General features: G+C 70.3%; 21 protein-coding genes and 4 pseudogenes. 13 read left to right on the forward strand and 12 right to left on the reverse strand.

Annotated features, from left to right (window positions below):
• Window positions 1-182: 182 nt before the first annotated feature.
• Window positions 183-962: a VOC family protein gene (locus tag FHX80_RS27535; RefSeq protein WP_145766658.1), complete on the reverse strand. Its 780-nt coding sequence runs from the start codon at window positions 960-962 to the stop codon at window positions 183-185.
• A 138-nt stretch (window positions 963-1,100) separates the two neighbouring features.
• Here FHX80_RS27535 and FHX80_RS27540 point away from each other — a divergent pair, with 138 nt between their 5' ends.
• Window positions 1,101-2,813, forward strand: a complete 1,713-nt coding sequence (locus tag FHX80_RS27540) for an FUSC family protein (RefSeq protein WP_145766659.1) — start codon at window positions 1,101-1,103, stop codon at window positions 2,811-2,813.
• Window positions 2,810-3,316, forward strand: coding sequence for a MarR family winged helix-turn-helix transcriptional regulator (locus FHX80_RS27545; protein ID WP_145766660.1), 507 nt, complete (start codon window positions 2,810-2,812; stop codon window positions 3,314-3,316). Before FHX80_RS27540 ends, FHX80_RS27545 begins: the two co-directional genes overlap by 4 nt.
• 36 nt (window positions 3,317-3,352) lie before the next feature.
• Here FHX80_RS27545 and FHX80_RS27550 read toward each other — a convergent pair whose 3' ends face one another.
• The gene (locus tag FHX80_RS27550; RefSeq protein ID WP_145766661.1) at window positions 3,353-4,135 is read right to left on the reverse strand and encodes an IclR family transcriptional regulator; all 783 of its coding nucleotides are present in this window, start codon (window positions 4,133-4,135) and stop codon (window positions 3,353-3,355) included.
• Between the two features lie 490 nt (window positions 4,136-4,625).
• On the opposite strand from FHX80_RS27550, the gene FHX80_RS27555 reads away from it, so the two are divergent.
• The 6 genes from FHX80_RS27555 to FHX80_RS27580 all read left to right on the forward strand — a co-directional run bounded on the left by FHX80_RS27555 (window position 4,626) and on the right by FHX80_RS27580 (window position 10,760).
• A complete protein-coding gene (locus FHX80_RS27555) occupies window positions 4,626-6,254 on the forward strand; it encodes a sensor histidine kinase (protein ID WP_145766662.1) in 1,629 nt (542 codons plus the stop codon).
• Window positions 6,251-6,658 carry a roadblock/LC7 domain-containing protein gene (locus FHX80_RS27560; RefSeq protein ID WP_145766663.1) on the forward strand — a complete coding sequence of 136 codons (408 nt, stop codon included), beginning with the start codon at window positions 6,251-6,253 and terminating at the stop codon, window positions 6,656-6,658. Before FHX80_RS27555 ends, FHX80_RS27560 begins: the two co-directional genes overlap by 4 nt.
• Window positions 6,655-7,026, forward strand: a complete 372-nt coding sequence (locus FHX80_RS27565) for a DUF742 domain-containing protein (RefSeq protein WP_145766664.1) — start codon at window positions 6,655-6,657, stop codon at window positions 7,024-7,026. The genes FHX80_RS27560 and FHX80_RS27565 overlap by 4 nt, the downstream gene beginning before the upstream one ends.
• Window positions 7,007-7,621 (forward strand): GTP-binding protein, encoded by a 615-nt coding sequence (locus FHX80_RS27570; RefSeq protein ID WP_145766665.1) that lies wholly within the window; start codon window positions 7,007-7,009, stop codon window positions 7,619-7,621. The genes FHX80_RS27565 and FHX80_RS27570 overlap by 20 nt, the downstream gene beginning before the upstream one ends.
• Window positions 7,622-7,714: 93 nt before the next feature.
• Window positions 7,715-9,286 (forward strand): cytochrome P450, encoded by a 1,572-nt coding sequence (locus tag FHX80_RS27575; protein ID WP_145766666.1) that lies wholly within the window; start codon window positions 7,715-7,717, stop codon window positions 9,284-9,286.
• Between the two features lie 133 nt (window positions 9,287-9,419).
• The gene (locus FHX80_RS27580) at window positions 9,420-10,760 is read left to right on the forward strand and encodes a 6-phospho-beta-glucosidase (RefSeq protein WP_145766667.1); all 1,341 of its coding nucleotides are present in this window, start codon (window positions 9,420-9,422) and stop codon (window positions 10,758-10,760) included.
• Window positions 10,761-10,923: 163 nt separating this feature from the next.
• On the opposite strand, the gene FHX80_RS27585 is transcribed toward FHX80_RS27580, so the two are convergent.
• Both FHX80_RS27585 and FHX80_RS27590 read right to left on the reverse strand, forming a co-directional pair.
• Window positions 10,924-11,364 (reverse strand): hypothetical protein, encoded by a 441-nt coding sequence (locus FHX80_RS27585; protein WP_145766668.1) that lies wholly within the window; start codon window positions 11,362-11,364, stop codon window positions 10,924-10,926.
• Window positions 11,358-11,816 carry an ATP-binding protein gene (locus tag FHX80_RS27590; protein WP_145766669.1) on the reverse strand — a complete coding sequence of 153 codons (459 nt, stop codon included), beginning with the start codon at window positions 11,814-11,816 and terminating at the stop codon, window positions 11,358-11,360. Before FHX80_RS27590 ends, FHX80_RS27585 begins: the two co-directional genes overlap by 7 nt.
• A gap of 205 nt (window positions 11,817-12,021) precedes the next feature.
• On the opposite strand from FHX80_RS27590, the gene FHX80_RS27595 reads away from it, so the two are divergent.
• Both FHX80_RS27595 and FHX80_RS27600 read left to right on the forward strand, forming a co-directional pair.
• Window positions 12,022-12,882: a helix-turn-helix domain-containing protein gene (locus FHX80_RS27595; RefSeq protein WP_145766670.1), complete on the forward strand. Its 861-nt coding sequence runs from the start codon at window positions 12,022-12,024 to the stop codon at window positions 12,880-12,882.
• Window positions 12,882-13,118: a DUF397 domain-containing protein gene (locus tag FHX80_RS27600; protein WP_123464329.1), complete on the forward strand. Its 237-nt coding sequence runs from the start codon at window positions 12,882-12,884 to the stop codon at window positions 13,116-13,118. The genes FHX80_RS27595 and FHX80_RS27600 overlap by 1 nt, the downstream gene beginning before the upstream one ends.
• Window positions 13,119-13,282: 164 nt before the next feature.
• Here FHX80_RS27600 and FHX80_RS27605 read toward each other — a convergent pair whose 3' ends face one another.
• Window positions 13,283-13,492, reverse strand: a complete 210-nt coding sequence (locus tag FHX80_RS27605) for a hypothetical protein (RefSeq protein ID WP_208764736.1) — start codon at window positions 13,490-13,492, stop codon at window positions 13,283-13,285.
• Window positions 13,493-13,597: 105 nt separating this feature from the next.
• Between FHX80_RS27605 and FHX80_RS27610 the strand changes: the two genes are divergently transcribed.
• Window positions 13,598-14,068, forward strand: a complete 471-nt coding sequence (locus tag FHX80_RS27610; RefSeq protein WP_145766671.1) for a GNAT family N-acetyltransferase — start codon at window positions 13,598-13,600, stop codon at window positions 14,066-14,068.
• A gap of 84 nt (window positions 14,069-14,152) precedes the next feature.
• Here FHX80_RS27610 and FHX80_RS27615 read toward each other — a convergent pair.
• The 3 genes and pseudogenes from FHX80_RS27615 to FHX80_RS27625 form a co-directional block, all read right to left on the reverse strand.
• Window positions 14,153-15,344, reverse strand: a pseudogene (locus tag FHX80_RS27615) (IS110 family RNA-guided transposase).
• 305 nt (window positions 15,345-15,649) lie between these two features.
• Complete coding sequence (locus FHX80_RS27620; protein ID WP_145766672.1) at window positions 15,650-16,579, reverse strand: GNAT family N-acetyltransferase; 930 nt, start codon at window positions 16,577-16,579, stop codon at window positions 15,650-15,652.
• Window positions 16,580-16,838: 259 nt separating this feature from the next.
• Window positions 16,839-17,483, reverse strand: a pseudogene (locus tag FHX80_RS27625) (IS110 family transposase); the annotation flags it as partial.
• Between the two features lie 659 nt (window positions 17,484-18,142).
• On the opposite strand from FHX80_RS27625, the gene FHX80_RS27630 reads away from it, so the two are divergent.
• The gene (locus FHX80_RS27630; RefSeq protein WP_145766673.1) at window positions 18,143-18,601 is read left to right on the forward strand and encodes a YchJ family protein; all 459 of its coding nucleotides are present in this window, start codon (window positions 18,143-18,145) and stop codon (window positions 18,599-18,601) included.
• A 63-nt stretch (window positions 18,602-18,664) separates the two neighbouring features.
• Here the strand turns inward: FHX80_RS27630 and FHX80_RS27635 are convergent, their stop codons facing one another.
• Together FHX80_RS27635 and FHX80_RS27640 are read right to left on the reverse strand one after the other, a co-directional pair.
• Window positions 18,665-20,737, reverse strand: coding sequence for an MDR family MFS transporter (locus FHX80_RS27635; RefSeq protein ID WP_145766674.1), 2,073 nt, complete (start codon window positions 20,735-20,737; stop codon window positions 18,665-18,667).
• 55 nt (window positions 20,738-20,792) lie between these two features.
• The gene (locus tag FHX80_RS27640) at window positions 20,793-21,632 is read right to left on the reverse strand and encodes a hypothetical protein (RefSeq protein WP_145766675.1); all 840 of its coding nucleotides are present in this window, start codon (window positions 21,630-21,632) and stop codon (window positions 20,793-20,795) included.
• A gap of 80 nt (window positions 21,633-21,712) precedes the next feature.
• On the opposite strand from FHX80_RS27640, the pseudogene FHX80_RS36040 reads away from it, so the two are divergent.
• Window positions 21,713-22,060 (forward strand): annotated as a pseudogene (locus FHX80_RS36040) (cytochrome P450); the annotation flags it as partial.
• Between the two features lie 226 nt (window positions 22,061-22,286).
• Here FHX80_RS36040 and FHX80_RS36045 read toward each other — a convergent pair.
• Both FHX80_RS36045 and FHX80_RS27650 read right to left on the reverse strand, forming a co-directional pair.
• Window positions 22,287-22,547 (reverse strand): annotated as a pseudogene (locus tag FHX80_RS36045) (SCP2 sterol-binding domain-containing protein); the annotation flags it as partial.
• Window positions 22,548-22,617: 70 nt separating this feature from the next.
• Window positions 22,618-22,881, reverse strand: a complete 264-nt coding sequence (locus FHX80_RS27650; RefSeq protein WP_145766676.1) for a hypothetical protein — start codon at window positions 22,879-22,881, stop codon at window positions 22,618-22,620.
• Window positions 22,882-23,033: the final 152 nt, after the last annotated feature.

Below are 23,033 nucleotides of genomic sequence, written 5' to 3' on the forward strand. Positions count from 1 at the left end.
GTCCTTCTCCCTCCGGCCTGCCATCGGGCGGTCCCAGTTTGGCGAACACCGCCGCGAGGATCGCCGCGGCCAGTGCCCCGGCAGCCACTCCGCTGCCGAAGACCGTCCGGACCCACACCGACAGCCCCGCGGTTTTTGAGCGTCCGACCAGCTCTTGGACGTGGCTGGATGGCATCCCGTGGCTACCGAGCGTCCAACCGTGCCTGCCCGTCCGTCCGGTGAATGCCGAACACGGCACCCTGCGGGTCCCGGATCACGGCGATCCGAAGCCCCTGCGGGATGCTCGTGGGCGGCATCAGCAGCTCGCCGCCGTTCCCCTGCGCCGTGGCGGCCGTCGCGTCGACGTCCGTGACGACGAAGTACGGCAGCCAGTGCGGCGGCGCCTCGGGCGGGAACTTCTCGCCCATCGTCAGTACACCGCCGAAGTCCGCCCCGTCGATGCCCCACTGCGGGTACGTCTCCGAGGCGCTGACCGTCCAGCCGAGGACGGCGGGGTAGAAGGCGAGCGCCGGTTCGGTCGCGCGGGTGACGAGCTCGGCCCAGCCCAGTGCGCCCGGAGCGTTGAACAGGTCGGCGCCCGCGAACGCGCGGCCCTGCCACAGCGAGAACAACGCCCCGGACGGGTCCGCGACCACGGCGAACCTGCCCTGGTCGAAGATGTCCATCGGGCCGACCCGCACCGAACCGCCCGCCGCCGTCACCTTCGCGGCCAACGCGTCCGCGTCCTCGGTGGCGAAGGAGACCGTCCAGGCCGGCGGCTGCCCCGGCTGGTAGACGGGGCTGAGCGCGGCGACGCGGGCCTCCCCGAGGTGCGCCACGGTGTAGCCGCCCGCTTCCTCGCGAGGATCGGTCTCGCACTTCCAGCCGAAGAGCGCCGCGTAGAACTGCTTGGCCGCCCGGACGTCGGAGGTGCTCAGCTCGATCCAGCAGGGACCACCGGGCACCGGTGCGGTGAGCTTCATTCGATTCCTCCGTGCATCTGGCGGTCCGGGCGTCTCTCCTGCGTATGCGAACGCTATGGCCGTGCGCGGCGGCGGGCCATCGGGACGGAGATCTCGATCGATGTGTTTTATATGTGTAATATCTGCTAATATATTTAGGTGAGTGATACAACTACGCGTTCCCGTCGGTGGCCTTCCGTCCGAAGGCTCCCGCTGACAGGCCCGCTGCGCCTGGTCCGGCCCTCGGACATGTGGCTCAAACCGGCGTCCAGCGTGGTGGTGGCCACGGCGATACCGAACCTGGTGCTGTTCTCCATCGACCGCCTCGACCTCGTGATGTACACGATGGCCGGTTCGCTCTGTGCGCTGTACGGCCACAGCCTGCCGTACGCGCGACGCGCCCGGACCGTCGTCGGGGTCGTCCTCGGGATGTTCGCCGGACTGGCGGTATCCCTGGTCACGGCCTCGCTGACCGATTCGGCCGCCGTCCTGATCGCTGTCGGCGCGCTTCTCGCCGCCGGGCAGAAACTGCTCTGCGACGCCACCCGGATCGGGCCCCCCGGACCGCTGATCCTCACGTTCGTCAGCTCCGCCGCCGTGTTCTCCCCGCAGCAGCTCGGCCAGGTGCCCGGTCACCTCGCCCTCACCCTCGGCGCGGGTGCCGTCTCCTGGCTGGTCACCGTCGCCGGTCCCGCGCTGATCCACCGCGAAGGACCCGAGCGCCTTGCGACGGCCCGCGCCCTGAACACCGCCGCGGCCTACGCCGACGAGCCCGGCGACCGCACCCGGCGCGCCGCGGTCGCCGCCGTGCACGCGGCCTGGCAGACCCTTCTCGCCGCCGGACGACCCACCCCGGTACGCCGCGCACTCGAACGCCTCGTCGTCCACGCGGAGGCCGTGCTCGCCACGGATGCGTCGGCCGCGGCCGGGGGAGTGACCGCCGCCGACCCCGCCCTGCTGCGTGACTGGGCCGCGCGGACCCGGGCCCGCGGACCGGTGCCCACCCCGCCTGCCGCCGCCGGAACGGCCGCCGAACTCTTCGGCATCGACGCCGAACGCGCCGTCCTCACCCCCACCGCCCCCGGCGAAGCCCGCCGCGCGCTGCTCCGCCGCCTTGGCCCCGGATCCCCGCTGCTGCCGGTCGCGGCCCGCGCCCTCGTCGGCTGCGCCCTGGCCGGCTACGTCTCGTCGGCCGTCGGCGTCGGCCGCCCCTACTGGGCGATCGTCACCGCCGCCTCCCTCTACCAGGCCAACATCACGCTCTCCTGGAACCGGACCCTCCAGCGCACCCTCGGCAACCTCCTCGGTGTCCTGGTCTTCGCCGCCGTGCTCCCGGTCACCCGGACCGGCCCACTGGCCCTGATCGGCTTCTGTCTCTTCTTCAACTTCGCCGCCGAGGCCCTGATCACCCGCAACTACTGGCTCGGCTCCGTCGCCGTGACCCCGATGGCCCTGCTGGTCCTGGAGTACGCCGGCAGCCAACCGGCCGGTGAACTCATCGGCGACCGGATCCTGGACACCGTGATCGGCGCCGCCGTCGGACTCCTCGCCGCGATGCTCGTCACCAACCGCCGCGCCACCAGCCGGGTGGAGACGGCACTCGCCGCCACCGAACTGGCCCGCGCCCACGCCGTACAGACGCTCGCCGCACCCGGCCCCGGCCCCGCCGCCCTCGAAGCCGCCCGCCGCGGACTCACCGGATCGCTGGTCGAACTGCGCGAGGCGAACGACACGGCGGCCGGCGAATGGTGGCAGCGCGACCTGCCCCAGGAGAAGGTACTCGCCGCCGAGCGGGCCGGACACCGTACGCTCACGGCGACAGCAACACGGCAGGGGCTGATCGTCCCGGCCCCGGAGAACGGAGCGGTGTGACCGACGACATCGTTGCCTCGGTGGTACGGCAGTGGCGGGCAGTGAACCCGGAGCTCGACACCGGCCCCATGGAGCTCATCGGCCGGATCAACCGCTGCTCCGCCCTGCTCCAGCAGGCCGAGGACGCCCCGCTGCGGGCGGCCGGACTGACCCGTGCCGAGTTCGACCTGCTCGGCACCGTGCGCCGAACCGACCGTGAACTCACCCCCGGTGAACTGTCCAGGGAGACGTTCTCCTCCGGCGCGGCCGTCACCAAGCGCCTGCGGGTCCTCCAGGAGCGCGGCCTCATCGACCGCCGCAGCGACGCCCGGGACCGCAGGGTCGCGTACGTCCGGCTCACCGACGAGGGGCGGGAGCTCGTCGACGGACTGCTGCCGCAGCAACTGGCGTACGAACGCGCGGTGCTCTCCGGCCTCGACGCGGAGTCCCGCGACCGGCTCAGCGCCCAGCTCAGCGAGCTGCTGGTCCAGCTGGAGGGACGCATCGGCGGCGCCCGCCGCTGACCGCCCCAAGCGCCGCCGGTGCGCGGCGCGCCTTCGTCAGGAGTCGCTCGACGCGGGCGGCCGCCCGGCTGCGGAAAGCGGCGCGGCGGACCGCCGAAGCTCCTCGGCGCGGCGCACCAGCGCGGCATCGTCACCTCGATGGGCGGGCACGCAGGCCATCAGCGCGAGCCGGTCCCGCCAACTGGAACCGGCCAGCGGCACGGCGACCGTGTTCATGCCCGGCACCGACTCGTCGCGGCCGAGCGCGTATCCGCACTCACGGATGACCGCCAGCTCCGCGAGCAGCGCCGACCGCGAGCCGAGCGCGCGCGGGCCGTCCTCGTCCAGCCGCTCCCGCGGATACAGGGCGCAGACCTGGTCCGCGGTCATCCGGGAGAGCAGCATCCTGCCGCCCGACGTGGCGTGCGCGGGGTGCGTACGGGCCGTCTCCAGCACCACCCGCACCGGGTGCGGTGACTCGCGGCCGTCGGTGACGATGATCCGGTCGCCGATGAGCGCGACGCTCTGCACGGTCTCGCCGGTGCGCCGCACCGCGTCATCCAGCACTGCACCGACCTGTTCGCGGACGGCGGTACCGAACCCGGCGGGGCGGCCCAGCCGGACGAGTTCGGGGCCGGCCGAGTAACCGCGGCCCGAGGAGTCCCGGATCGCGAAGCCGCGCCCCTCCAGGGTGCTGAGCACACGGTGGGCGGTGGAGCGGCCGACGGCGAGCCGCACGGCCGCCTCGGAGACGGTGAGCGAGTCATGCGTCAGGAACAGCCGCATCAGGCGGAGTCCGGTGTCGAGTGACTCGATGGTGTAGCCCGCAGTCGGTCCCATGGGATGTCCGTTCCCCTGTTCGTTCGTACGGCGACCGTGCGCTCCACTCGTACGTCGGTCATGAATCCGCTCCTTTCGATCCGCTTCGATCACATGTGCCACTGTCCCGAAGCGCGGAACGGAATGGACCGCTCAGGAGCCGATTTGCTCGCCAGATGCCCCATGCACCTTACTGCTCAGGGGTATTGAGGATGCACTGATGGGTCGAGGGTCGGACTGTTCGTCCCGCAAGGCGGGACGCAGAGGGGTGATTCTTCCGAAATCTTCCTCTCCGTCACTCCCTGCACACGTTCGGAGGCGGTGCGTGCAAAACCCGCGAGTGTATTACCGCTGGAGTGCTCGCGCAGGGGGTTGGGTGAATGTGCCGAAGCACTGTTTCGATCTGGCTAAGCTCACGCGCAGTGAAGTCGAGTTGATGTGAATTCGAGTGCTTGTTCCCAACTGCCCTGTAAGTGTGTATACCTACCGAGTCAACCGCCAGAGGTTTTAGATGGTTCGTGTTGAATCACCGCCGATCGACCGAGAAACACCCGTCGTCCGTGCCGTGTTGCTGCCCGTTGTCGCCATGGCGGGAGCGACTGCCACCGCCGTGACGCTGGTTGCCGAGACCGCCCGGATGCCAGTCGTCTGGTGCGGCGCATTCGCCACCGTCGTGGTCGCCGTGCTCGCCGCCGAACTCGCCCGCCGCGGACGTACGATCCGCCGGCAGCGTGCCGAGCACGAGCAGCGCTGCACCGCCCTGGAACGGCGTCTCGCCAACCATGACGAAGAGACCGTACGGATCAGCAAGGAGCTCCTGCCTGCCGCGATCCACCGGCTGCGGGTGGGCAACTCCCCGGACGAGGTGCTCCGGGACGTCGTGGACGCCGACCCGGTCTACCGGCATCTCCCCGACGCCCAGCGCTCCCTCGTCTACACGGTGCTGGACATCATCGACAACGAGGAGGCGACGCGTGACTCCGCGCAGCGCGCCTTCGTCAACGTCGCCCGCCGCGTCCAGGCGATCGTCCACCGGCAGGCCAGTGAACTGCGGGAGATGGAGGAGCACCACGGGCGCAACCCCGACGTCTTCGACGACCTGCTCCGCCTCGACCACGGCACCGCGCTGATCGGCCGGCTCGCCGACTCCATCGCCGTGCTCGGCGGTGCCCGCCCCAGCCGCCAGTGGCCCAAGCCCGTACCGCTGTTCAGCGTGCTGCGCGGTGCCATGTCGCGGATCCTGGAGTACCCGCGCGTCGATCTGCACTCGATCGCCAAGGTCGCCATCATCGGCACCGCGGTCGAACCGCTCATCCACGCCTGCGCCGAACTCCTCGACAACGCCACCCGGTACTCGCCGCCGCAGACCCGCGTGCACGTCACCGCCGTCGAGGTGCAGACCGGCATCGCCATCGAGATCGAGGACGGCGGCGTCAGCCTCAGCGAGGAGGCCCGCGCACGGGCCGAGAACATGCTCGCCAGGGCCCAGGCCGGCTCCAGCATGAACGACCTCGGCGAGTCCCCGCGGCTCGGCATGGCGGTCGTCGGCCGGCTGTCACGCATGTACGACCTGCAGGTCTCGCTGCGGCAGTCCGCCTACGGCGGTGTCCGCGCGGTGCTCGTCGTGCCCCGCTCCATGATCACCACCGGTCCCGCTCCCGGCATCGCCCACGGCATCGGCGCCACGTCGCGGCCCACCAGCGACATCGACATCGAGGACATGAAGCACGTCGTCCCCGCACGCAGCACCCACCGCAAGCCGAGCCCGCCGGCCGTCCGTCCGGCCACCGGTCCGGTGGCGCCCGTCACCCGCTCGGCCGCCCCCGCCATCGCCATGGAGGACGAGCTCCCCGTGGTGACGGAGTGGACCGCGGGCGGACTCCCGCAACGCCGCAGCCGCGGCCGCGCACCGCTGGGTTCGCACAACTTCCCCGCCCAGCCGGCGGACTCCACCGCGGGCCGGACCAACGGTTACGCGATCGGCAACGGAAACGGCCATCGAAACGGCCACGACAACGGCAAGGAACCGCCTCCCGGGATCTGGCTGGAGGCGTTCACCAAGGCCGCCAACGGCGTTCCCCAGGAGCCCAGGGCCGACGAAGACTCCGATGACGCGTGGGACAAGGGAGACCTGAAGTGATCCAGCAACGGGGCAACATGGACTGGATGCTCAAAGAGCTGGCCGACGACGTTCCGGACATTCACCAGATCGTGGTGCTCTCCGCGGACGGTCTGCGCATCGCCCGGCACGGCGGAGACCCGGATGTCGCCGACCGGCTCGCGGCGGCCTGCGCCGGCCTGCAGAGCCTGGCCGCCGCCGTCGCCTCGGAAATCCCGTACAGCGACGGCCGGATGCGCCTCGTCGTCATCGAAGTCACCGGCGGGTTCTTCTACTTGATGGCCGCGGGGGCCGGTGCGTATCTCGCCGTGCTCGCCGGTGAGACGGTGGACGCCGGGCACGTCGGATCGCGGATGCGCGACATGGTCGTACGGATCGGCGCCCATCTGACGAGCCCGCCCCGGCACGACGGGCAGGCCGGATGAGTTCTATCCGACGAGAACACCGCACGGTCGATCCGGCGCTGAGCGATCCGGAACGGCTCTATGTGATCACCGGCGATCCCGACGGCAGCGAGCGGGCAGCACTCGACCTGGTCACGATGGTGGTCTCGAAGGCGCAGCCGACGCCGACGGTCCAGCCCGAGCAGGCCGTGATCCTGCGGCTCTGTCAGGCCCCGCTGTCCGTCGCCGAGATCTCCGCCTACCTCAGCCTGCCGTTCAGCGTGGTGACCTCGCTCCTCACCGATCTCCTCGCGACCGAACTGATCGAATCGCGAGCGCCGATCATCCGCGCAACCCTCCCGGACAGGTCCCTCCTCGAAGCGGTGATGCATGGACTTCAGAAACTCTGACACGATCACGGGCCCCCGGAGCGAGGACGTCCTTCCCACCACGGCAACCGCCGCGGTGAAGGTCGTGATCGTCGGCGGGTTCGGGGTCGGCAAGACCACGATGGTCGGATCGGTCAGCGAGATCCGGCCGCTGACCACCGAAGAGACCATGACCCAGGCCGGCGTCGGCGTGGACGACAACTACGGCGTGGAGAGCAAGACCGCCACCACCGTAGCCATGGACTTCGGCCGGATCAGCATCAGTGAGGAGCTGGTCCTCTATCTGTTCGGCACCCCCGGCCAGGAACGCTTCTGGTTCCTGTGGAACGGCCTGTTCGAAGGGGCACTCGGCGCCGTCGTCCTCATCGACACCCGCCGGCTGGAGGTCAGCTTCGACGTCATCGGACGACTGGAGGAACGCGGCGTCCCGTTCGTCGTCGCCGTCAACACCTTCCCCGACGCGCCGAAGCACCCCGTCGAGGCGCTGCGCAGCGCCCTGGACCTGCCGGACGAGGTCCCGATGATCGACTGCGACGCCCGGCTGCGCGTCTCCAGCCGAGATGTGCTGATGACCCTGATGCGGTATCTGCACAGTGCGGCCGTGTCGCTCGGCTGACGGCTCCCGCACGCGTTCCGCGCACATGTTCCACGCGCCCCCACCGCGTACCTCATTCGTCCGGCCCTTGGGGGCCTGATCCCTGGAGCGATCGTGACAACCTCATTCCACTACGAGCCCGGAGCGGCCACGGGGCCTGTTCCGCCCCCCGAATGCCCGGCCCACGGCCTGGGCATCGGCCCAGGCGGCCTGCGACGGCTCTACGGCCCCGAGGCCGAACAGGATCCGCACGGTCTGTACGAGAAGCTGCGCACCGAACACGGCACGGTGGCGCCCGTGCTGCTGCACGGTGACGTACCGGCCTGGCTGGTCCTCGGGCACAGCGAGAACCTGCACATGACCCGTACCCCTTCGCAGTTCTCCCGCGACTCCCGCCGCTGGCGAGCCCTGCAGGACGGCAGCGTGGCGCCCGACCACCCGCTGGCCCCGATCTTCACCTGGCAGCCGGTATGCGTCTTCGCCGACGGTGCCACGCACGAGCGCCAGCGCGGCGCTGTCACCGACTCCATGGGCCGGATCGACACCCGCGGCGTCCGCCGCCACGTCAACCGTTACAGCAACCGGCTCGTCAACGACTTCTGCCGGGAGGGCCGCACCGACCTGGTCAGCGAGTTCGCCGAGCGGCTGCCCATGATGGTGATGTGCGCGATCCTCGGCATGCCCGAGGAGTACAACGACCAGATGGTGCAGGCCGCCCGCGACATGACCCGGGGCACGGCCACCGCCGTCCAGAGCAACTCCTATGTGCTCGCCGCGCTGAGCCGTCTCGTCGAGCGGCGCCGCCGCGAACCCGCGGACGACTTCGCCACCTGGCTCGTCGAGCACCCCGCGGCCATGAACGACCAGGAGGTCGCCGAGCATCTGCGGCTCATCCTGATCGCCTCCTACGAGGCGACCACCAACCTGATCGCCAACGTGCTCCGCATGGTCCTCACCGACCCGCGGTTCCGGGCCAGGCTCAGCGGCGGCCACATGACCGTCCCGGAGGCGGTCGAGCAGACCCTGTGGGACGAGCCGCCGTTCACCGCGGTCTTCGGCCGCTGGGCGGTCGGCGACACGGAGCTGGGCGGGCAGCGCATCAAGGCGGGCGACGCGATGATCGTCGGCATCGCCCCGGCCAACACCGACCCGGTGGTACGGCCCGACCTCGACACCAACATGGAGGGCAACCGCGCCCACCTCGCGTTCAGCGGCGGCCCGCACGAATGCCCGGGGCAGGACATCGGGCGCGCCATCGCGGACGTCGGCGTCGACGCGCTGCTGCTGCGGCTGCCCGACCTCGAACTCGCCGTCGAGGAGAGTGAGCTCCAATGGGTCGGCAACTTCATGAGCCGTCATCTGCTCTCCCTTCCGGCCGAGTTCGCGTCGCGCCCCCCGCAGGACGACCGGGAGCCGCCGTCCATGGGCAAGCCGAACCCCACGCGCCAGGAATGGGAGGTGCAGTCGGCGGTCCGCCACACCGCCCCGATCCCCGTCCGCGTCCCCGTACCGCCGGAACCGGACAACGCGTCGGCGGACTCCGGCCCCACGGGAGCGACCGCCGCGGTCAACGGCTCGGCGGCAGCACCGGGCGAGGCGGCGGCGGGCCTGATCCCGCACCAGCGCAGGCCAGCGGCCCCGGCCCGGCTGTGGAGCGTCGTGACCCGCTGGTGGAGCGGCTACTGACCGGCAGCGGATGACGGCGACGGCCCGGTGGAGGCGGATCAGGACTTCCGCTTCCACCGGGCCGTCGTCCGCCCGGCGGCACCGGCCCGTCGCGCTGACCCCTTCGCGGTACCCCCACGTACCATGCGGAAGCGTGAAGCTGACAATTCTGGGTGGCGGCGGGTTCCGGGTTCCTCTGGTGTACGGGGCGCTGCTCGCCGACCATGCCGAGGGGCGGGTCCGCACCGTCACCCTCTACGACACGGACACGGACCGGCTCACCGCCGTCGCCAGGGTGCTCACCGAACAGGCCGCGGGCATGCCGGACGCGCCGACCGTCGTCGCCACCAGTGAGCTCGACGAGGCCTTGCGCGGCGCCGACTTCGTCTTCTCGGCGATCCGGGTCGGCGGGCTCGCGGGCCGGGCCGCCGACGAGCGGGTGGCCCTCGACGAGGGCGTGCTCGGCCAGGAGACCGTCGGGGCGGGCGGAATCGCCTACGGACTGCGCACCGTGCCGGTCGCCGTCGACCTGGCCCGGCGCATCGCCCGGCTCGCCCCGCACGCCTGGGTCATCAACTTCACCAACCCCGCAGGCCTGGTCACCGAGGCCATGTCCCGGTATCTCGGCGACCGCGTCATCGGCATCTGCGACTCGCCGGTCGGCCTAGGGCGCCGTATCGCCCGGGTGCTCGGCGCGGACCCCGACCGGGCCCGCGTCGACTACGTCGGGCTCAACCACCTCGGCTGGGTGCGCGGGCTGTACGTCGAGGGCCGGGACGAACTCCCGCGCCTGTTCGCCGACCCGGAGCTGCTCGGCTCGTTCGAGGAGGGCAGGCTCTTCGGCACCGACTGGCTGCGGTCCCTGGGCGCGGTCCCCAACGAGTACCTGCACTACTACTACTTCAACCGCGAGGCGGTCCGCGCCTACCAGGAGGCGGAGCAGACCCGGGGAGCCTTCCTCCGCGAACAGCAGGAGGGCTTCTACGGCCGGATGAAGGACCCGGGCACTCCCGCGCTGGCCACCTGGGACCGGACCCGCGCCGAGCGCGAGGCCACCTACATGTCGGAGAACCGGGATGTCGCCGGGGCCGGTGAGCGCGACGAGAGCGATCTCGGCTCCGGCGGCTACGAGCAGGTCGCGCTGGCCCTCATGCGGGCCGTCGCCCGGAACGAGAGGACCTCCCTGATCCTCAACGTCCGTAACCGCACCACCCTTTCGGTGCTCGACGCGGACGCCGTCATCGAGGTGCCCTGCCTCGTGGACGCGAACGGCGCCCATCCCGTCGCCGTCGATCCGCTCCCGTACCACGCCGTCGGCCTGGTCACCTCGGTGAAGGCCGTCGAGCGCGCGGTGCTGGACGCGGCGGCGAGCGGTTCGCGCGCCGACGCGGTCCGGGCATTCGCCCTGCACCCACTGGTCGACTCGGTCTCGGTCGCCCGTCGACTGGTCGACGGCTATACCCGGGCGCACCCGGGACTCGCCTATCTGGAGTAGCACCCCGGATCACCCTCACCGCTCCGGGCGACACCGAGTGGGGTGAGGGTGGTCTCCGGCCGTACGCGGACGGGCCGGAAGGCTGAACAGGGCCCCCACTTCCTGGGCGCCATCCGGGCATCGCCCGATGTCCCGGGCCCCCGCCCTTACGTCTGTCCGCCGGTCAGGGGGTGGAGGGGACGTACGGGCCGCCCGCGGACGCCCACGACGGCGTCACCCCGGCCACCTGGCAGACCATCAGGTACAGCGGGATCGGCGGTGTGTACGGCGTACGGCTGTCGGGTTGGTGGATCAACCGGGGCCGCACCGCGCGGACGTAGGCCTCCCGCGCGTACGCCGTCTGCGCGGGCCAGTTCAGATCGAGGTCGGAGCCCGACGGGACGATCCACCACCAGCGCTCCCCGTCGTCGAAGACGCAGCCGGTGCGCGGCAGATGCGACATCAGCCGGAAGCCGTACCGCGCCGGAACCCCCACCGCGTCGTAGCCCAGGCTCGCCGAAAAGGCCGAGGGGAGTGGGAGTTGAACGCGTCCGCCGTCACCGGGGCAGCCCGGCCCACGGGACCGGCGGACTCCGAGGAAATGGGACATGGCGTTCTTCAGCATGAGCGCTCCGAGCCGTGCGGCAGTTCTGCCCAGACGATGCGGCCCGAGCCGTTCCCGGCGTCGCGGGACCCCCAGGCACTGCACATCGCGTCGACGAGCAGCAGGCCGCGCCCGTGCTCGTCGTCGGCGCTGCGGCACAACCGCGGCCCGCCGGGCTGGTGTCCTTGGTCCTGTACGGCTATGCGCAGCCGGTTGTCGAGGCAGCGCAGCTCGCACACGACGCGAGAGCTGGCGGTGTGCACCACCGCGTTGGTGACCAGTTCGGACACGATGAGGATCGCCGCGTCGTGTGCGTCGTCGTCCAGCCGCCACTCATCCAGCCGGGCCCGCGTCATCTGCCGGGCAACAGCCACGGACTCAGGGCGCGCCGGCAGCGCGAAGCAGTACCGGAGCGCTTCCGTCCCGGGGCTGAGATCCATGAGCCGGGGGATGAGCGCACTGCCAGGTGCCACGACCGAATCCTCACAGTGGGGGCTGCGTCACGCTTCGCGATCCTCCGGAATGGGAGCGGGCGCGACTGGTGAACTGGTTCACTCACCAACTCTCCCCCTGTCGTGAACACTTGGCAAGGGGCACTCTGAAAATTCCAGAGTGGCTGTGTCCTTGGTGGCACGCGCATGGCACACTGCTGGCAAACAGTGCATGGGGAGGTCTGAAGTGAGTGAACCGCGGTCCGCCCCGACCGTGGGTCAGGTCGTTCTCGGCAAGCGCCTGCAGGATCTGCGGGAACGTGTCGGCCTGAGCCGGGATCAGGCTGCCAAAGTGCTGCGCGTCGCACCAGCGACGATACGCAGGCTGGAGACGGCCGAGGTTGCTCTCAAGATCGCCTATGTGCAACTGCTCCTGAAGGCCTACGGCATCGCCGAGGACGAGGCCGACGCCTTCGTCGTCCTCGCCGAGGAGGCCAACAAGCCGGGCTGGTGGCAGCGCTTCCACGACGTGCTGCCCGACTGGTTCAGCATGTACGTCAGCCTGGAGGGCGCCGCGAGCCTCCTGCGCATGTACGAGCCGCACTTCGTGCCCGGGCTGTTGCAGACCGAGGACTACGCGCGCTCGGTGATGCGCACCGGAGCGGTCGGCCAGACCAGGCCGGAGGACATCGAGCGCCATGTGGCGCTGCGGATGCAGCGGCAGTCCCTGCTCACCCAGCCGGACGCCCCGCGGCTGTGGGTGGTGATGGACGAGACGGTGCTGCGCCGCCCGGTGGGCAGCCCGCAGTCCATGCGCGCCCAGATCGACCAGCTGCTGGAAGCGACCGCGATGCCCAACGTGACCCTCCAGATAGCCGAGTTCTCGACCGGCCATCACGCGGGTACCTACGGACCCTTCGTGCTCTTCCGGTTCGGTGTCCCGGAGCTCCCCGACATGGTCTACAGCGAGTACCTGACCGGGGCCGTCTACTTCGACGCGCGCCCCGAGGTGGCCTCCTACCTCGAGGTCATGGACCGCATGGCGGCCCAGGCCGCGACTGCACAACGCACGAAGGAAATCCTCCGGGGCTTCCGCAAGGAGCTGTGATGACACCCATATACAACGGCATGCCGGCCGCCGAACTCGGCTCCGAGGGCTGGTACAAGCCGTGGAGCGGTGGCAACGGCGGCAACTGCGTCGAGGCCATGAAGCTCTCCGACGGAAGAATCGCCATGCGCCAGTCCGCGGACCCCGACGGCCCCGCCCTGATCTACAGCCACCGCGAGATCGCTGCCTTCATCCAGGGAGCCAAGGCCGGTCAGGCGGATTTCCTGCTGACCTGACCTGACCTGACCCGACCTGACCTGACCGGCGGCGGGCCGGGGGGATCACGCTCGTGGACGGCCTTGACGCACTGGTTCCGGACGCGGGCCACCGTGCGTTCGGGGCCGATGTGCTCGAAAGTGCCTGGACAGCCTCCGTGGCAGCGCCCGCCGGTGGGCGCCCCTCACGGCCGGCCGACGGAACGGGTGATACCCGCGGCGATCGTCGTCGCGAGCAGCCACCCCGTGACGATCAGCAGGTACGACAGCCACTGGTGCCGGCCCTGCGGGTCGAACGCCTTCTCCTGGCCGAAATCGACGAGGGGGGTGCCCCTATCTCTTTCGTCAAGTGTCGGGTCGGGGTGTTCGGCCCAAAGTCGTGCTTCGTGGACCACGGCGTGGAGCCGAGGGGAGGTTGGCGGTGCCGCCGTCTGCGGGAGGTGTGCAGCGCCGGGAAGATCACTTGATCCGCCCCGCCGCCGCTGGCTTACGGTTCCCGCATGACGACTACGCTCCGCCTGGAAACGGTCACTGCCGCCAACGTCGACGTCGCGATCGGCCTGAAGGTCCGCCCCGACCAGGAGCACCTGGTCGTGCCGGTCGTGAAGTCCCTCGCCGAGGCGTACGTGTACCCAGGCATCGCTTGGCCTCGCATCATCTTCGACGGCGACCGGCCCGTCGGCTTCCTCATGGCCTTCCTCGATATCGACTTCGCGGGCGACGGCAGGGGCACCGACATCCGCTCGGGCCTGTGGCGGCTTGATATCGCGGCCGGCGAACAGGGCCGCGGCTATGGCCGCTTCGCGGTCGAGTCCGTGGCCGCTGAAATCCGCCGCCGCGGCGGCACCCGCCTGACCACCACCTGGCACCCGGGCGAGGACGGCCCCGAGGGGTTTTGCCTGGGGCTCGGGTTCCGGCCGACGGGGGAGATGAGCGGGGATCAGAAGGTCGCGGAGTTGGCGTTGGGCTAGGTAGATCCGCCGGACGTTGCGCTCCGCATGCCCGCGTGTGCAGGAGCCCTCCCCGGCAGGGGCTCACTGGCCTTGCGTTCCAGGTCAGGCGGCCGCTGCGGGTCGTGATTCGTAGAAGGTGCCGTCGCGGAGCATGGCGAACAGCACGTCGACGCGGCGTCGGGCGAGGCAGAGGAGAGCTTGGGTGTGGGTTTTGCCCTGGGCGCGTTTGCGGTCGTAGTAGGTGCGGGAGGCCGGGTCGGCGAGGGAGGCGAACGCGGCGAGGAAGAAGGCGCGTTTGAGCTGCTTGTTCCCGCGTCTGGACGGTTGTTCGCCGCGGATGGAGGAACCGGAGATACGGGAGGCGGGGGCCAGCCCGGCGTAGGCCGCGAGGTGGCCGGAGGTGGCGAAGGTGCTGGCGTCCGCCGACGTCGATGAGGATGCGCGTGCCGGTCCTGACGCCTATCCCCGGCATCGACGTCAGGAGCTTCGAAAGAGGGTGGGCCTCCAGAAGGTCGGCGATCTGCCGTTCCAGGGCGGCGCGTTGCGTGAGGTGGGCGCGCAGCTGGGTGGCGAGGCCGGGCACGATGGTGGTGCCCGCGACGACGACGGTCTGCTCGTCGAGGGCGGTGAAGATGTCCTCGATCAGGCGCTCTGCCATTCTCGGTGCCTGGGGCCGGATCAGAGTGATCAGGCGGCGACGTCCGGCTTTGCGGATCAGGGCCGGGGAGCCGTATCGCTCCAGGATGGTGAGGACGGCCGGGTGCTGGATGCGCGGGCCCAGGACCCGTTCCAGCGAGGGGTGGATCTGGGTGAGCAGGCCGCGCAGCCGGTTGGCGGTGCGGGTGACTTCGCCGGCGAGGTCGTCGTCGTATCCGGCGAGCATGTCGAGCTCGGCGATGGTCTCGTCGGTGGCGGCCAGGGCGCGCAGGGTGTGGGGCATGGTGCGGGCGGCGTCGGCGATGATGAACGCGTCGCGGGCGTCGGTCTTGGCCTCGCCGGGGTAGAGGTCGGCGATCCGGCGCATAGTCAGGCCGGGCAGGTAAGCGACCAGGCAGCCCGCGTCGCGGGCGACGGCCAGCGGCAGAGCGCCGATGTTGGCGGGCTGGTCGACGATCACCAGGACGGTGCCGTACTTCGCACTCAGTTTGTCGAACAGGGCCCGCAGCTTGGGTTCGCTGTTGGGCAGCCGCTTGTCGAAGACGGTCTTGCCGGCCGGGGTCAGGCCCCGCCCTTGGTGCTCGCCCTTGCCGACGTCCAGGCCGAGGAAGACGGCCACCTCACCGATCTCGATCACGTACAGCCTCCGCTGATGCGCTTGCGTCCCCGGCCTCACCTACGGCACCAGATGCCGGCATCCACGTCACGAAGGCCTGCCGTACCCGTCGCCGGGTCGGCGGTCGTGCCCCTAATCAGCGGTCTACCGGTGCCTCCGGTGCCCGGTGACACCACCCCCCGGATCATGCGTACGACAGGGGGACACAGTCATGCCGGGCCCGGAGGCCGGGAGCCCCATTTCGGGGCCACGAAAAAGACATCCGATGCAGTTGATCTGTCAAGCCGTGCCGGAGTTCCCCAGGGGGTCGGCGGTTCCGCCGTGCCTCAGGCCGCTGAGCCGGAGTCGGCTGTGCGGGGAAGGCCGATGGAACGGTTCTCCTCCATGACCCGGTAGCCGGCGCTTGTGTACAGGTTCATGGCCACCTCGTTGCCGCCCCACACGGTGAACATCAGCGCCGAGTCGCCGGCCGCGAGCGTGGCCTGCTCGCCGGCCGCCATCGCGGCCCGCCCGTACCCCTTGCCGCGGTGCTGCTCGTGGACGTGCAGCGCGTAGCCGTAAGTGACGTCGGGGAGGAAGCCGTGCTTCAACCAGCCGGTGCCGATCTGCTCGCCCGCTGCCTCGAGCACCAGGAACGTGTTGTCGGGCGTCGCCAGGCCCTCGGGGATCAGCTCCGCGAAGTCGCGGTCGGACTTGCGTACGGCCTCCTCGGGGCTCAGGGTGCCCGCCCGGACGATGTCGCCGACGTAGGCGACCTTCTCGGAGGCGAGCCACTGGGGATATTCGGCCTCGGTCATCGGCCGTGCCGTGACGCCGTCGAGGGGTTCCGGCGGGGAAGTGATGAGGCGCATCCTGGTCTGGCCCCGGACGGAGTAGCCGTCGAACAGCTCTTCCGCGGGTTCGATGAGCCGTACGTCCAGCCGGCGTGCGCCGCGCTCCGCGCACCAGACCTCGGCCCAGGCGCGGGCGGCCTGCTCATGCCCCCGGTCGGCCTGGGGCGCGTCGACCCGGAGATCGCCGATACGGCCTGCGAGCGTGCCGTTGTCGTCGGCCACAGCCACGGCGACGTATCCCACCCGGGTCCCGGCGTCCGTGATTTCGGCGACGGTCCAGTCGCCGATGCCATCGCGTACGCCCTTGAGCTTACGCTCCGCCGCAGCCGCACCGAGCCCTGCGGCAGCGTACGAGGCGCGAAGCCGCCGCTCGAAGTCCTTCTGCCATTCCGTGCTGTCACCAAGGGCGCTGAATTCCGTCACCTGATCACACTAACCACGTGTCATGGACCTGGGCTTGTGTTTTCGGTGTTGATACACCCCCATAATTCGCTTAGCACCCAAAGGACTTGCGGGAAGCGGCCGAATGCGTGTCGGGACAAGTCGATGCGGTCCACTGGCCTCTCGCGTCCCGACCCGTACCGGCAACTGACCGACCTGCCCGATCCGATTCGGTTGATCTGTCAAGCGGCGACAGGTAGGCGGGCGGTCTCGGGCGGTGGGAAGGCGGTTGCTTCGTCTCTTCGATGCCGCGCTTGCGGCCGGCTTTCCTCAGCAGTGACCGCAACTGGGGGCGGGTGAGTCTGGCGGCCTGGGCCCGGGTGGGGGCGGCGGCCAGGATGACGCGGGCGGCGGGTAGGCACAGCCCTTCGCGGGTGTCCTGGAAGGCTCCGAGGAAGCCGGGGAAGTACTCCCGCAGGTGGGAGCGGAGCTTGTTGCTGGCCTGGGTGCGGTCCCAGACCGCGTCCTGCTGAGCCCGGGCGAGCACCGCGATGGCCTGGACGAGTTCGCTGTCGGCTGGCAGTTGCCGGGGGACGGCCATGTCCGTGCGGAGGATGTTCGCCAGGACCATGGCGTCGAGGTGGTCGGACTTCTTGCGGGCGACCGCGTGACGCTCCCGGTACCGGGCAGCGGCCATCGGATTGATCGCGTGGACGGGCCGTCCAGTTGCCCGCAGGCAGGCGACCAGCAGCCCGCGGGAGGTCTCGATGGCCACCGGGATCGGCGTGTCCGCGGTGTCGCCGTGGGCGGTGAGGAGGTCGAGGAACTGTTGCAGGCCCGTGGCGTCGTCGTCGATCCGGGCCCGGCCTAACAGGGTTCCTTCGTGGTCGACCAGGGCGATGTCGTGGTGGTCGCTGGCCCAGTCGATGCCGCAGAACACTTTCATCGTGTGGTTCAGGTCCTCTCGATCGGGGGCGGGTTGCTGCTGGTCGCAGCCGTGCGGGGGCACGCGTCTCCCTAATGGAAGGGCTCGATGGCCCTGCATCCGATTAGCCGTTCGTGACCCCAGCGGTCCGCAGGGCCCTCGGTCTGTGAGGGAGCTCGTGCGGCTCCTGGCTCTTTGAGAGGTGACCCCTGCGAACGGCTCGGACCACGGACTTCAACGATCTGATCATCGGACTGGATACGGCATGCTCGTTGTGGTGGTAGCGGACGGGGCCGGGGGCCGGCTCTTGTCCAAGGGCTCAAGTCCCGGGGGTCTGCTGGCGACTTCCCCGGCACCGACCGCTACCACCACAACGCATGAGATGAGAAGCCGGAGGCCGCAGTCTTTTTCCAGACCTCGTGGGGCCGGGTAACGGGTAGCGATCCACCGGCTTCATGGCCCATTAGGTAACGGGGAGCAGGTCCAGGGTGCAGAAGAATGTGCTGAACGGCGGAGCCTCGTCCGCCTTCGGCCGGCTCGGTGATCTCCATCGGCGGGACTCCTACCCGTACGCTCGTTGGGTGTCAACCCCGTCCCTGCGCCCGGCTGTTCGTCCTTCGCGGCGCGGCTGACGGTCACCGGCGCGCGGTTGCGGTCCTGTCACAGGCCACAATGGACCCATGTCCCGACGCACCTCACGCCCCCGGCGGCCTTCCGCCGCGAGCGCCCGTACCACTTCCGCGGCCGAGATCACCGCGGCCTCGCCATGTCCGTGCGGGATGCCCGCCGAGTACGGCGCGTGCTGCGGGCGGCTGCATGCCGGGGCCGCCGCGCCGACCTGCGAGGCGCTGATGCGTTCGCGGTACTCCGCCTTCGTCGTCCATGACGCCGCCTATCTGCTGCGCACCTGGCACCCCGATTCCCGGCCGGAGGTCCTCGACCTCGATGACCCGGGGATGCGCTGGGAGCGTCTGGAGATCCTGGGGGCGACGGAGGGCAGCGCCTTCCACACCACGGGCACGGTCACCTTCCGGGCGCACTTCACGCACAACGGCCGCGCCGGCTCACTCCATGAGAAGAGCCGCTTCGTCCGGTACGAGGGCGCCTGGGTCTACGAGTCGGCGCTCTTCACCGACTGAGAAGCACGGCTCCGGCCGCCGCGCGAGTTCGGACCACCCCCCGTGCCGGACCGGTGCACCGGGTCACACCGGTGCGCCGGCCCGGGCTGCCGGGGACAGCTCCTGAGCCAGGTCCTCCGCCAGCAGCCGCTTCGCGATGACATCGACCGCGGCGCGCAGCCGGGCGTCGTCCGGGCGCTCGCCGGCATGGTCCAGCTGGTCGTTGAGCCATGCCGCCCAGGCGTTGGTGATGGTCGCCGCCTCCCTGTTGCCCGCCTCGGTGTGCGCGAAGAGGCGGCCGTCCCCGGTGATATAGCCCTCCTCGATCATCCGGTCGAATACGGGCACCAGTACCTCCGGCGGAATCCGGTGCCGGGCCGCGATCAGCCCGAGCCCCGCGTGGCCGACCATCCGGGTGAACAGCTCGACCTGCATCACCGCCCAGGCGCCCGCGATGTCGAGCCGGGTGTCCGATTCGGCGATGATCCGCCGGGCCGTGTCCGGATCCACCCGCTGGAGGACCTTGGCCACCGAGAATTCGAGCAGCCGGGCCGAGTCGCCGGCGCTCGGTGAGGCGAAGCCCTCACCCATGTCGGTCGAGCCGGCCCGTACCGTGTCGCGCAGCGGCACCTGCTTCAGGAACAACGCCACGACGAATCCGAGCAGCGCGACCGGCACCGTCCACAGGAACACCGTGTGCAGGGTGTCGGCGTACGCCTGGGCCAGCGGCGCCGACTGGGCGCCGGGCAGCGAGTGCAGCCCCTCCGGGCTTTGCGACGCCTTCACCAGCACCGCCGGATTCCCGCCCGCCCGCGCCGCCGCCGCGATCCCGTCCTTGAGGTTCGGGCCGAGCGTGTTGGCGTAGATCGTGCCGAACACCGCGGTGCCGAAGGCGCTGCCGAGCGTGCGGAAGAACGTCACGCCGGAGGTCGCCGTGCCCAGGTCCGAGTAGTCGACGGTGTTCTGCACCGCGATCGTCAGCACCTGCATGGACAGGCCGATGCCGACCCCGAGAACCAGCATGTACAGCGACTCCAGCCACGTCCCGGTGTGCGGCCCCATCCGGGAGAGCAGGAACAGACCGACCGCCATGACCAGCGAGCCCACGATGGGGAAGATCCGGTAGTGGCCGGTCTTGCTGACCACGTTGCCGCTGAAGATTGACGCGGCCAGCAGACCGAGGACCATCGGCAGCGTCCGGACGCCCGAAAGGGTCGCCGAGTCCCCGTCCACGTACTGCAGATACGTCGGGAGGAAGATCATCGCGCCGAGCATCGCGAACCCGACGATGAAGCTGAGGATCGAGCAGACCGTGAAGACCGGGTTCCCGAACAGCCGCATCGGCAGCATCGGTTCCTTCGCCCCGAACTCGACGAAGCAGAAGATCGCGAGCGCGGCCAGCCCGAGGGCGAACAGGCCGATGATGACGGGGGAGCCCCAGGCGTACTGGTTGCCGCCCCAGCTCGTCGCCAGGATCAGGGAGCTCGCCCCGACCGTGACCATCGCGATGCCCGGATAGTCGATGACCGGGCGCCCCGCCGCCTTCACGGACGGAATGGTGCGGGCCGCGGCGATGACCACCGCGATCGCGATCGGCACGTTGACGTAGAACGCCCAGCGCCAGCTCAGATGGTCGGTGAAGAGGCCGCCCAGCAGCGGCCCGATCACCGTGGAGACACCGAAGACGGCGCCGATCGCACCCTGGTACTTGCCGCGGTCGCGCAGCGGGATCACATCGGCGATCAACGCCATCGAGGTGACCATGAGCCCGCCCGCGCCGATGCCCTGGAGACCACGCCACACGATCAGCAGCGTCATGTTCGTCGCGAGACCGCAGAGGAACGAACCGGTGATGAAGATGATCGCCGAGAGCTGGAAGATGACCTTCCGGCCGAACAGGTCGCCGAACTTTCCGACCAGGACCGTCGCCACCGTCTCGGCGAGGAGGTACGCCGTGACCACCCACGACATATGGGCGGCGCCCCCGAGGTCCGAGACGATCGTGGGCAGCGCGGTACCCACGATCGTCTGGTCCAGCGCCGCCAGCAGAATGCCCAGCACGATCGTGGCGAAGACGATGTTGCGGCGGCGCGGATCGAGCAGCGGCGGCGCGGCGGCACTCTGCGCGGCCGGGGCGGTCTCGCTGGCAGTGGTCACGTTTGCACCCTCACACCCCGCCCTGTTACCCGCATGCGGGGGACGCCCGGACGTGTCAGGCCGGCAGATCCCGCAGCGACGCCTTCATCCGGGTCACGAACGCCGCCCGCACCGGCTCCGCCACCCGGTCCAGCGAGAGATACGGATTGAGGTCCTCCAGCTCGACGAGCAACAGCTCGCCGTCCGCCGTCCGGCACGCGTCCACCCGCTGGATGCCGTGGTCGAGGGTGTTCCAGTCCACGAAGGACCGGGCGAACTCCAGATCCGCCGCACTCGCCGCGTACGGCTCCAACACCCAGCGCCGTTCCGGGTGCGGCGCGTGCAGCGCGTACTGGAAGTCGCGGTCGACGAAGTAGAAGGACACCTCGTAGCGGAAGTCGATCCGCGGCTGGATCAGCTGGGTGCCGTCCGCCTCGGAAGACAGCTCGGAGGACAGCTCGGAGGTCCGTACGAAACGCAGCCCGACCGAGTCCGCGCCCAGCTTCGGCTTGATCACGTAACCGTCGGCCTCGGGCAGCAGGCCCAGGTCCGCCGCCCGGTCAACGGTGGGAATCACCGGGTACCCGGCGCGGCTCAGATCGACCAGGTACTGCTTGCCCGCCATGTCGCCCCGCCCGGTCAGCGGGTTGTAGACCCGTGCGCCCAGTTCCTGGGCCCGTGCGCGGAACGCGTCGTACGCCTCCTGGTAATGGAGCACCGGGCCGCTGTTGCGTATGACGGCCATGTCGAAACCGTCCAGCAGCGCGGCGGCGTCACGCGGATGGCAGAGCGCCGTGTCGAAGTCCTCGCGCAGGCGGGACGTCAGAAAGATGTCCTCGTCGCAGTAGCGGCGCCCGCGGGCCTCGTAGGCGAGGTCGGTGACGAAGAGGAGGGACTGGCGGGGGCCTGCGGCCATGGTGTTTCCCCAAAGGGTGGGTGAGCGGACGGGTCGTCAATAACCTTGGCGGCGTTGCCCGTCAACGACCCTGGAGCGTCATGACGTCTGCCCCGAAAGAGTCGCTCACCTCGCAAGAGCCGCCCGTACCCGACATTCTCTCGCCCGCCTTCGCCGCCGATCCCTACGGGGCCTACCGGATCATGCGCGAGAGCGCCCCGCTGATCAGGCACGACGCCACGAACAGCTACATCATCTCCCGCTACGAGGACGTGGAACGGGTCTTCAAGGACAAGGCGGGGGAATTCACCACCGACAGTTACGACTGGCAGATCGAACCCGTCCACGGCAGGACCATCCTCCAGCTCAGCGGCCGTGAGCACGCAGTGCGCCGGGCCCTGGTCGCCCCGGCCTTCCGGGGCACGGACTTCCAGGAGAAGTTCCTCCCGGGCCGCCGCCCCGTCCGAGTGGGCAGCCGATACGGGCAGGAGGGTTGTCCGTGGACCGGTGGATCATGTGCGGCGTCTTGCACCCGGCGTCCATCGGTGCGTCGAACGGGGCGGCCGGCCTCGAACGTCCCTGCCGCCGCCTGCCCCGTGCAGCCCCCGGCGGCGCGGGCCGGTCGGGCGTCCGGTTTCCGGTCGGTGAAGCCGTGCATCCCATGGTCGGTCGCCCTCAGGTCTTCGGGATGCCGACGCAGCGGGTGGGGCCCCAGGCGAGACCGACGTCGCCGGCCACCGTCAGCTTGCGCGTCATGAACGCCCTCACGGGATTGCCGTAGCCGGAAACCGGCCTCAGGAACATGGCGTCCCATGTCACCGGGGTCGTGCGCGGTTCGGCATCGGAGCGGCCCGCGTGGATGGTGCGGGTGCCGTCCGCGATCGGGGTCTCGAAGTCCGCGTCGGTGCCCCCGGCGCTCTTCCAGCGGATCAGCGCCTTCTGAGGAAGACAGGCGTCGCACTTCCTCCTCGCAGGGCGGTGCGGCGCAGGTGCGACAGCGGGGGAGTCACCAGGAGCTGCCGGGGCGCACCGCCAGCAGGGGATGGTGGGCGGCCAGTGTCTTGTTGGCGCGGGCCAGCTCCGACAGGGCCTGTTCGCGGTCGGCCTGGTCCTCGATGCCGAGCCGCGGACCGCGGAACCTGCGGACCTCGCGCGCGGCGCACTCGGCGTCGAACTCCGCCGCCAGGATGTGTGGCGGGATGCAGGACCCGATCAGTGCGGCGACCCGGTCGGGGATCGGCACGGGGACGAGCAGGTGCGAGGCGGTCATGGGGGTTCCCTCTCGAATGGTGGCCAGGAGGTCGGTCGGGTGCGGCCGCCGGGTGGGCGGCCGACTCCTCCATGTGTACGGGACGCAGTTCCGGGTTTCTCGTTGAGAACGTCTCCGTGTGGCAACCGTTTGGGAGTGACCGGGTATTTCGC

This window comes from Streptomyces brevispora (assembly GCF_007829885.1).
GTDB lineage: Bacteria > Actinomycetota > Actinomycetes > Streptomycetales > Streptomycetaceae > Streptomyces > Streptomyces brevispora.

Coding starts and splice junctions, on each gene's coding strand:
- FHX80_RS27640 (WP_145766675.1), bottom strand. CDS start 21,632: ATGGCCGCAGGCCCCCGCCAGTCCCTCCTCTTCGTCACCGACCTCGCC.
- FHX80_RS27600 (WP_123464329.1), top strand. CDS start 12,882: ATGACACCCATATACAACGGCATGCCGGCCGCCGAACTCGGCTCCGAG.
- FHX80_RS27650 (WP_145766676.1), bottom strand. CDS start 22,881: ATGACCGCCTCGCACCTGCTCGTCCCCGTGCCGATCCCCGACCGGGTC.
- FHX80_RS27630 (WP_145766673.1), top strand. CDS start 18,143: ATGTCCCGACGCACCTCACGCCCCCGGCGGCCTTCCGCCGCGAGCGCC.
- FHX80_RS27550 (WP_145766661.1), bottom strand. CDS start 4,135: ATGGGACCGACTGCGGGCTACACCATCGAGTCACTCGACACCGGACTC.
- FHX80_RS27565 (WP_145766664.1), top strand. CDS start 6,655: ATGAGTTCTATCCGACGAGAACACCGCACGGTCGATCCGGCGCTGAGC.
- FHX80_RS27570 (WP_145766665.1), top strand. CDS start 7,007: ATGGACTTCAGAAACTCTGACACGATCACGGGCCCCCGGAGCGAGGAC.
- FHX80_RS27555 (WP_145766662.1), top strand. CDS start 4,626: ATGGTTCGTGTTGAATCACCGCCGATCGACCGAGAAACACCCGTCGTC.
- FHX80_RS27610 (WP_145766671.1), top strand. CDS start 13,598: ATGACGACTACGCTCCGCCTGGAAACGGTCACTGCCGCCAACGTCGAC.
- FHX80_RS27585 (WP_145766668.1), bottom strand. CDS start 11,364: ATGCTGAAGAACGCCATGTCCCATTTCCTCGGAGTCCGCCGGTCCCGT.
- FHX80_RS27535 (WP_145766658.1), bottom strand. CDS start 962: ATGAAGCTCACCGCACCGGTGCCCGGTGGTCCCTGCTGGATCGAGCTG.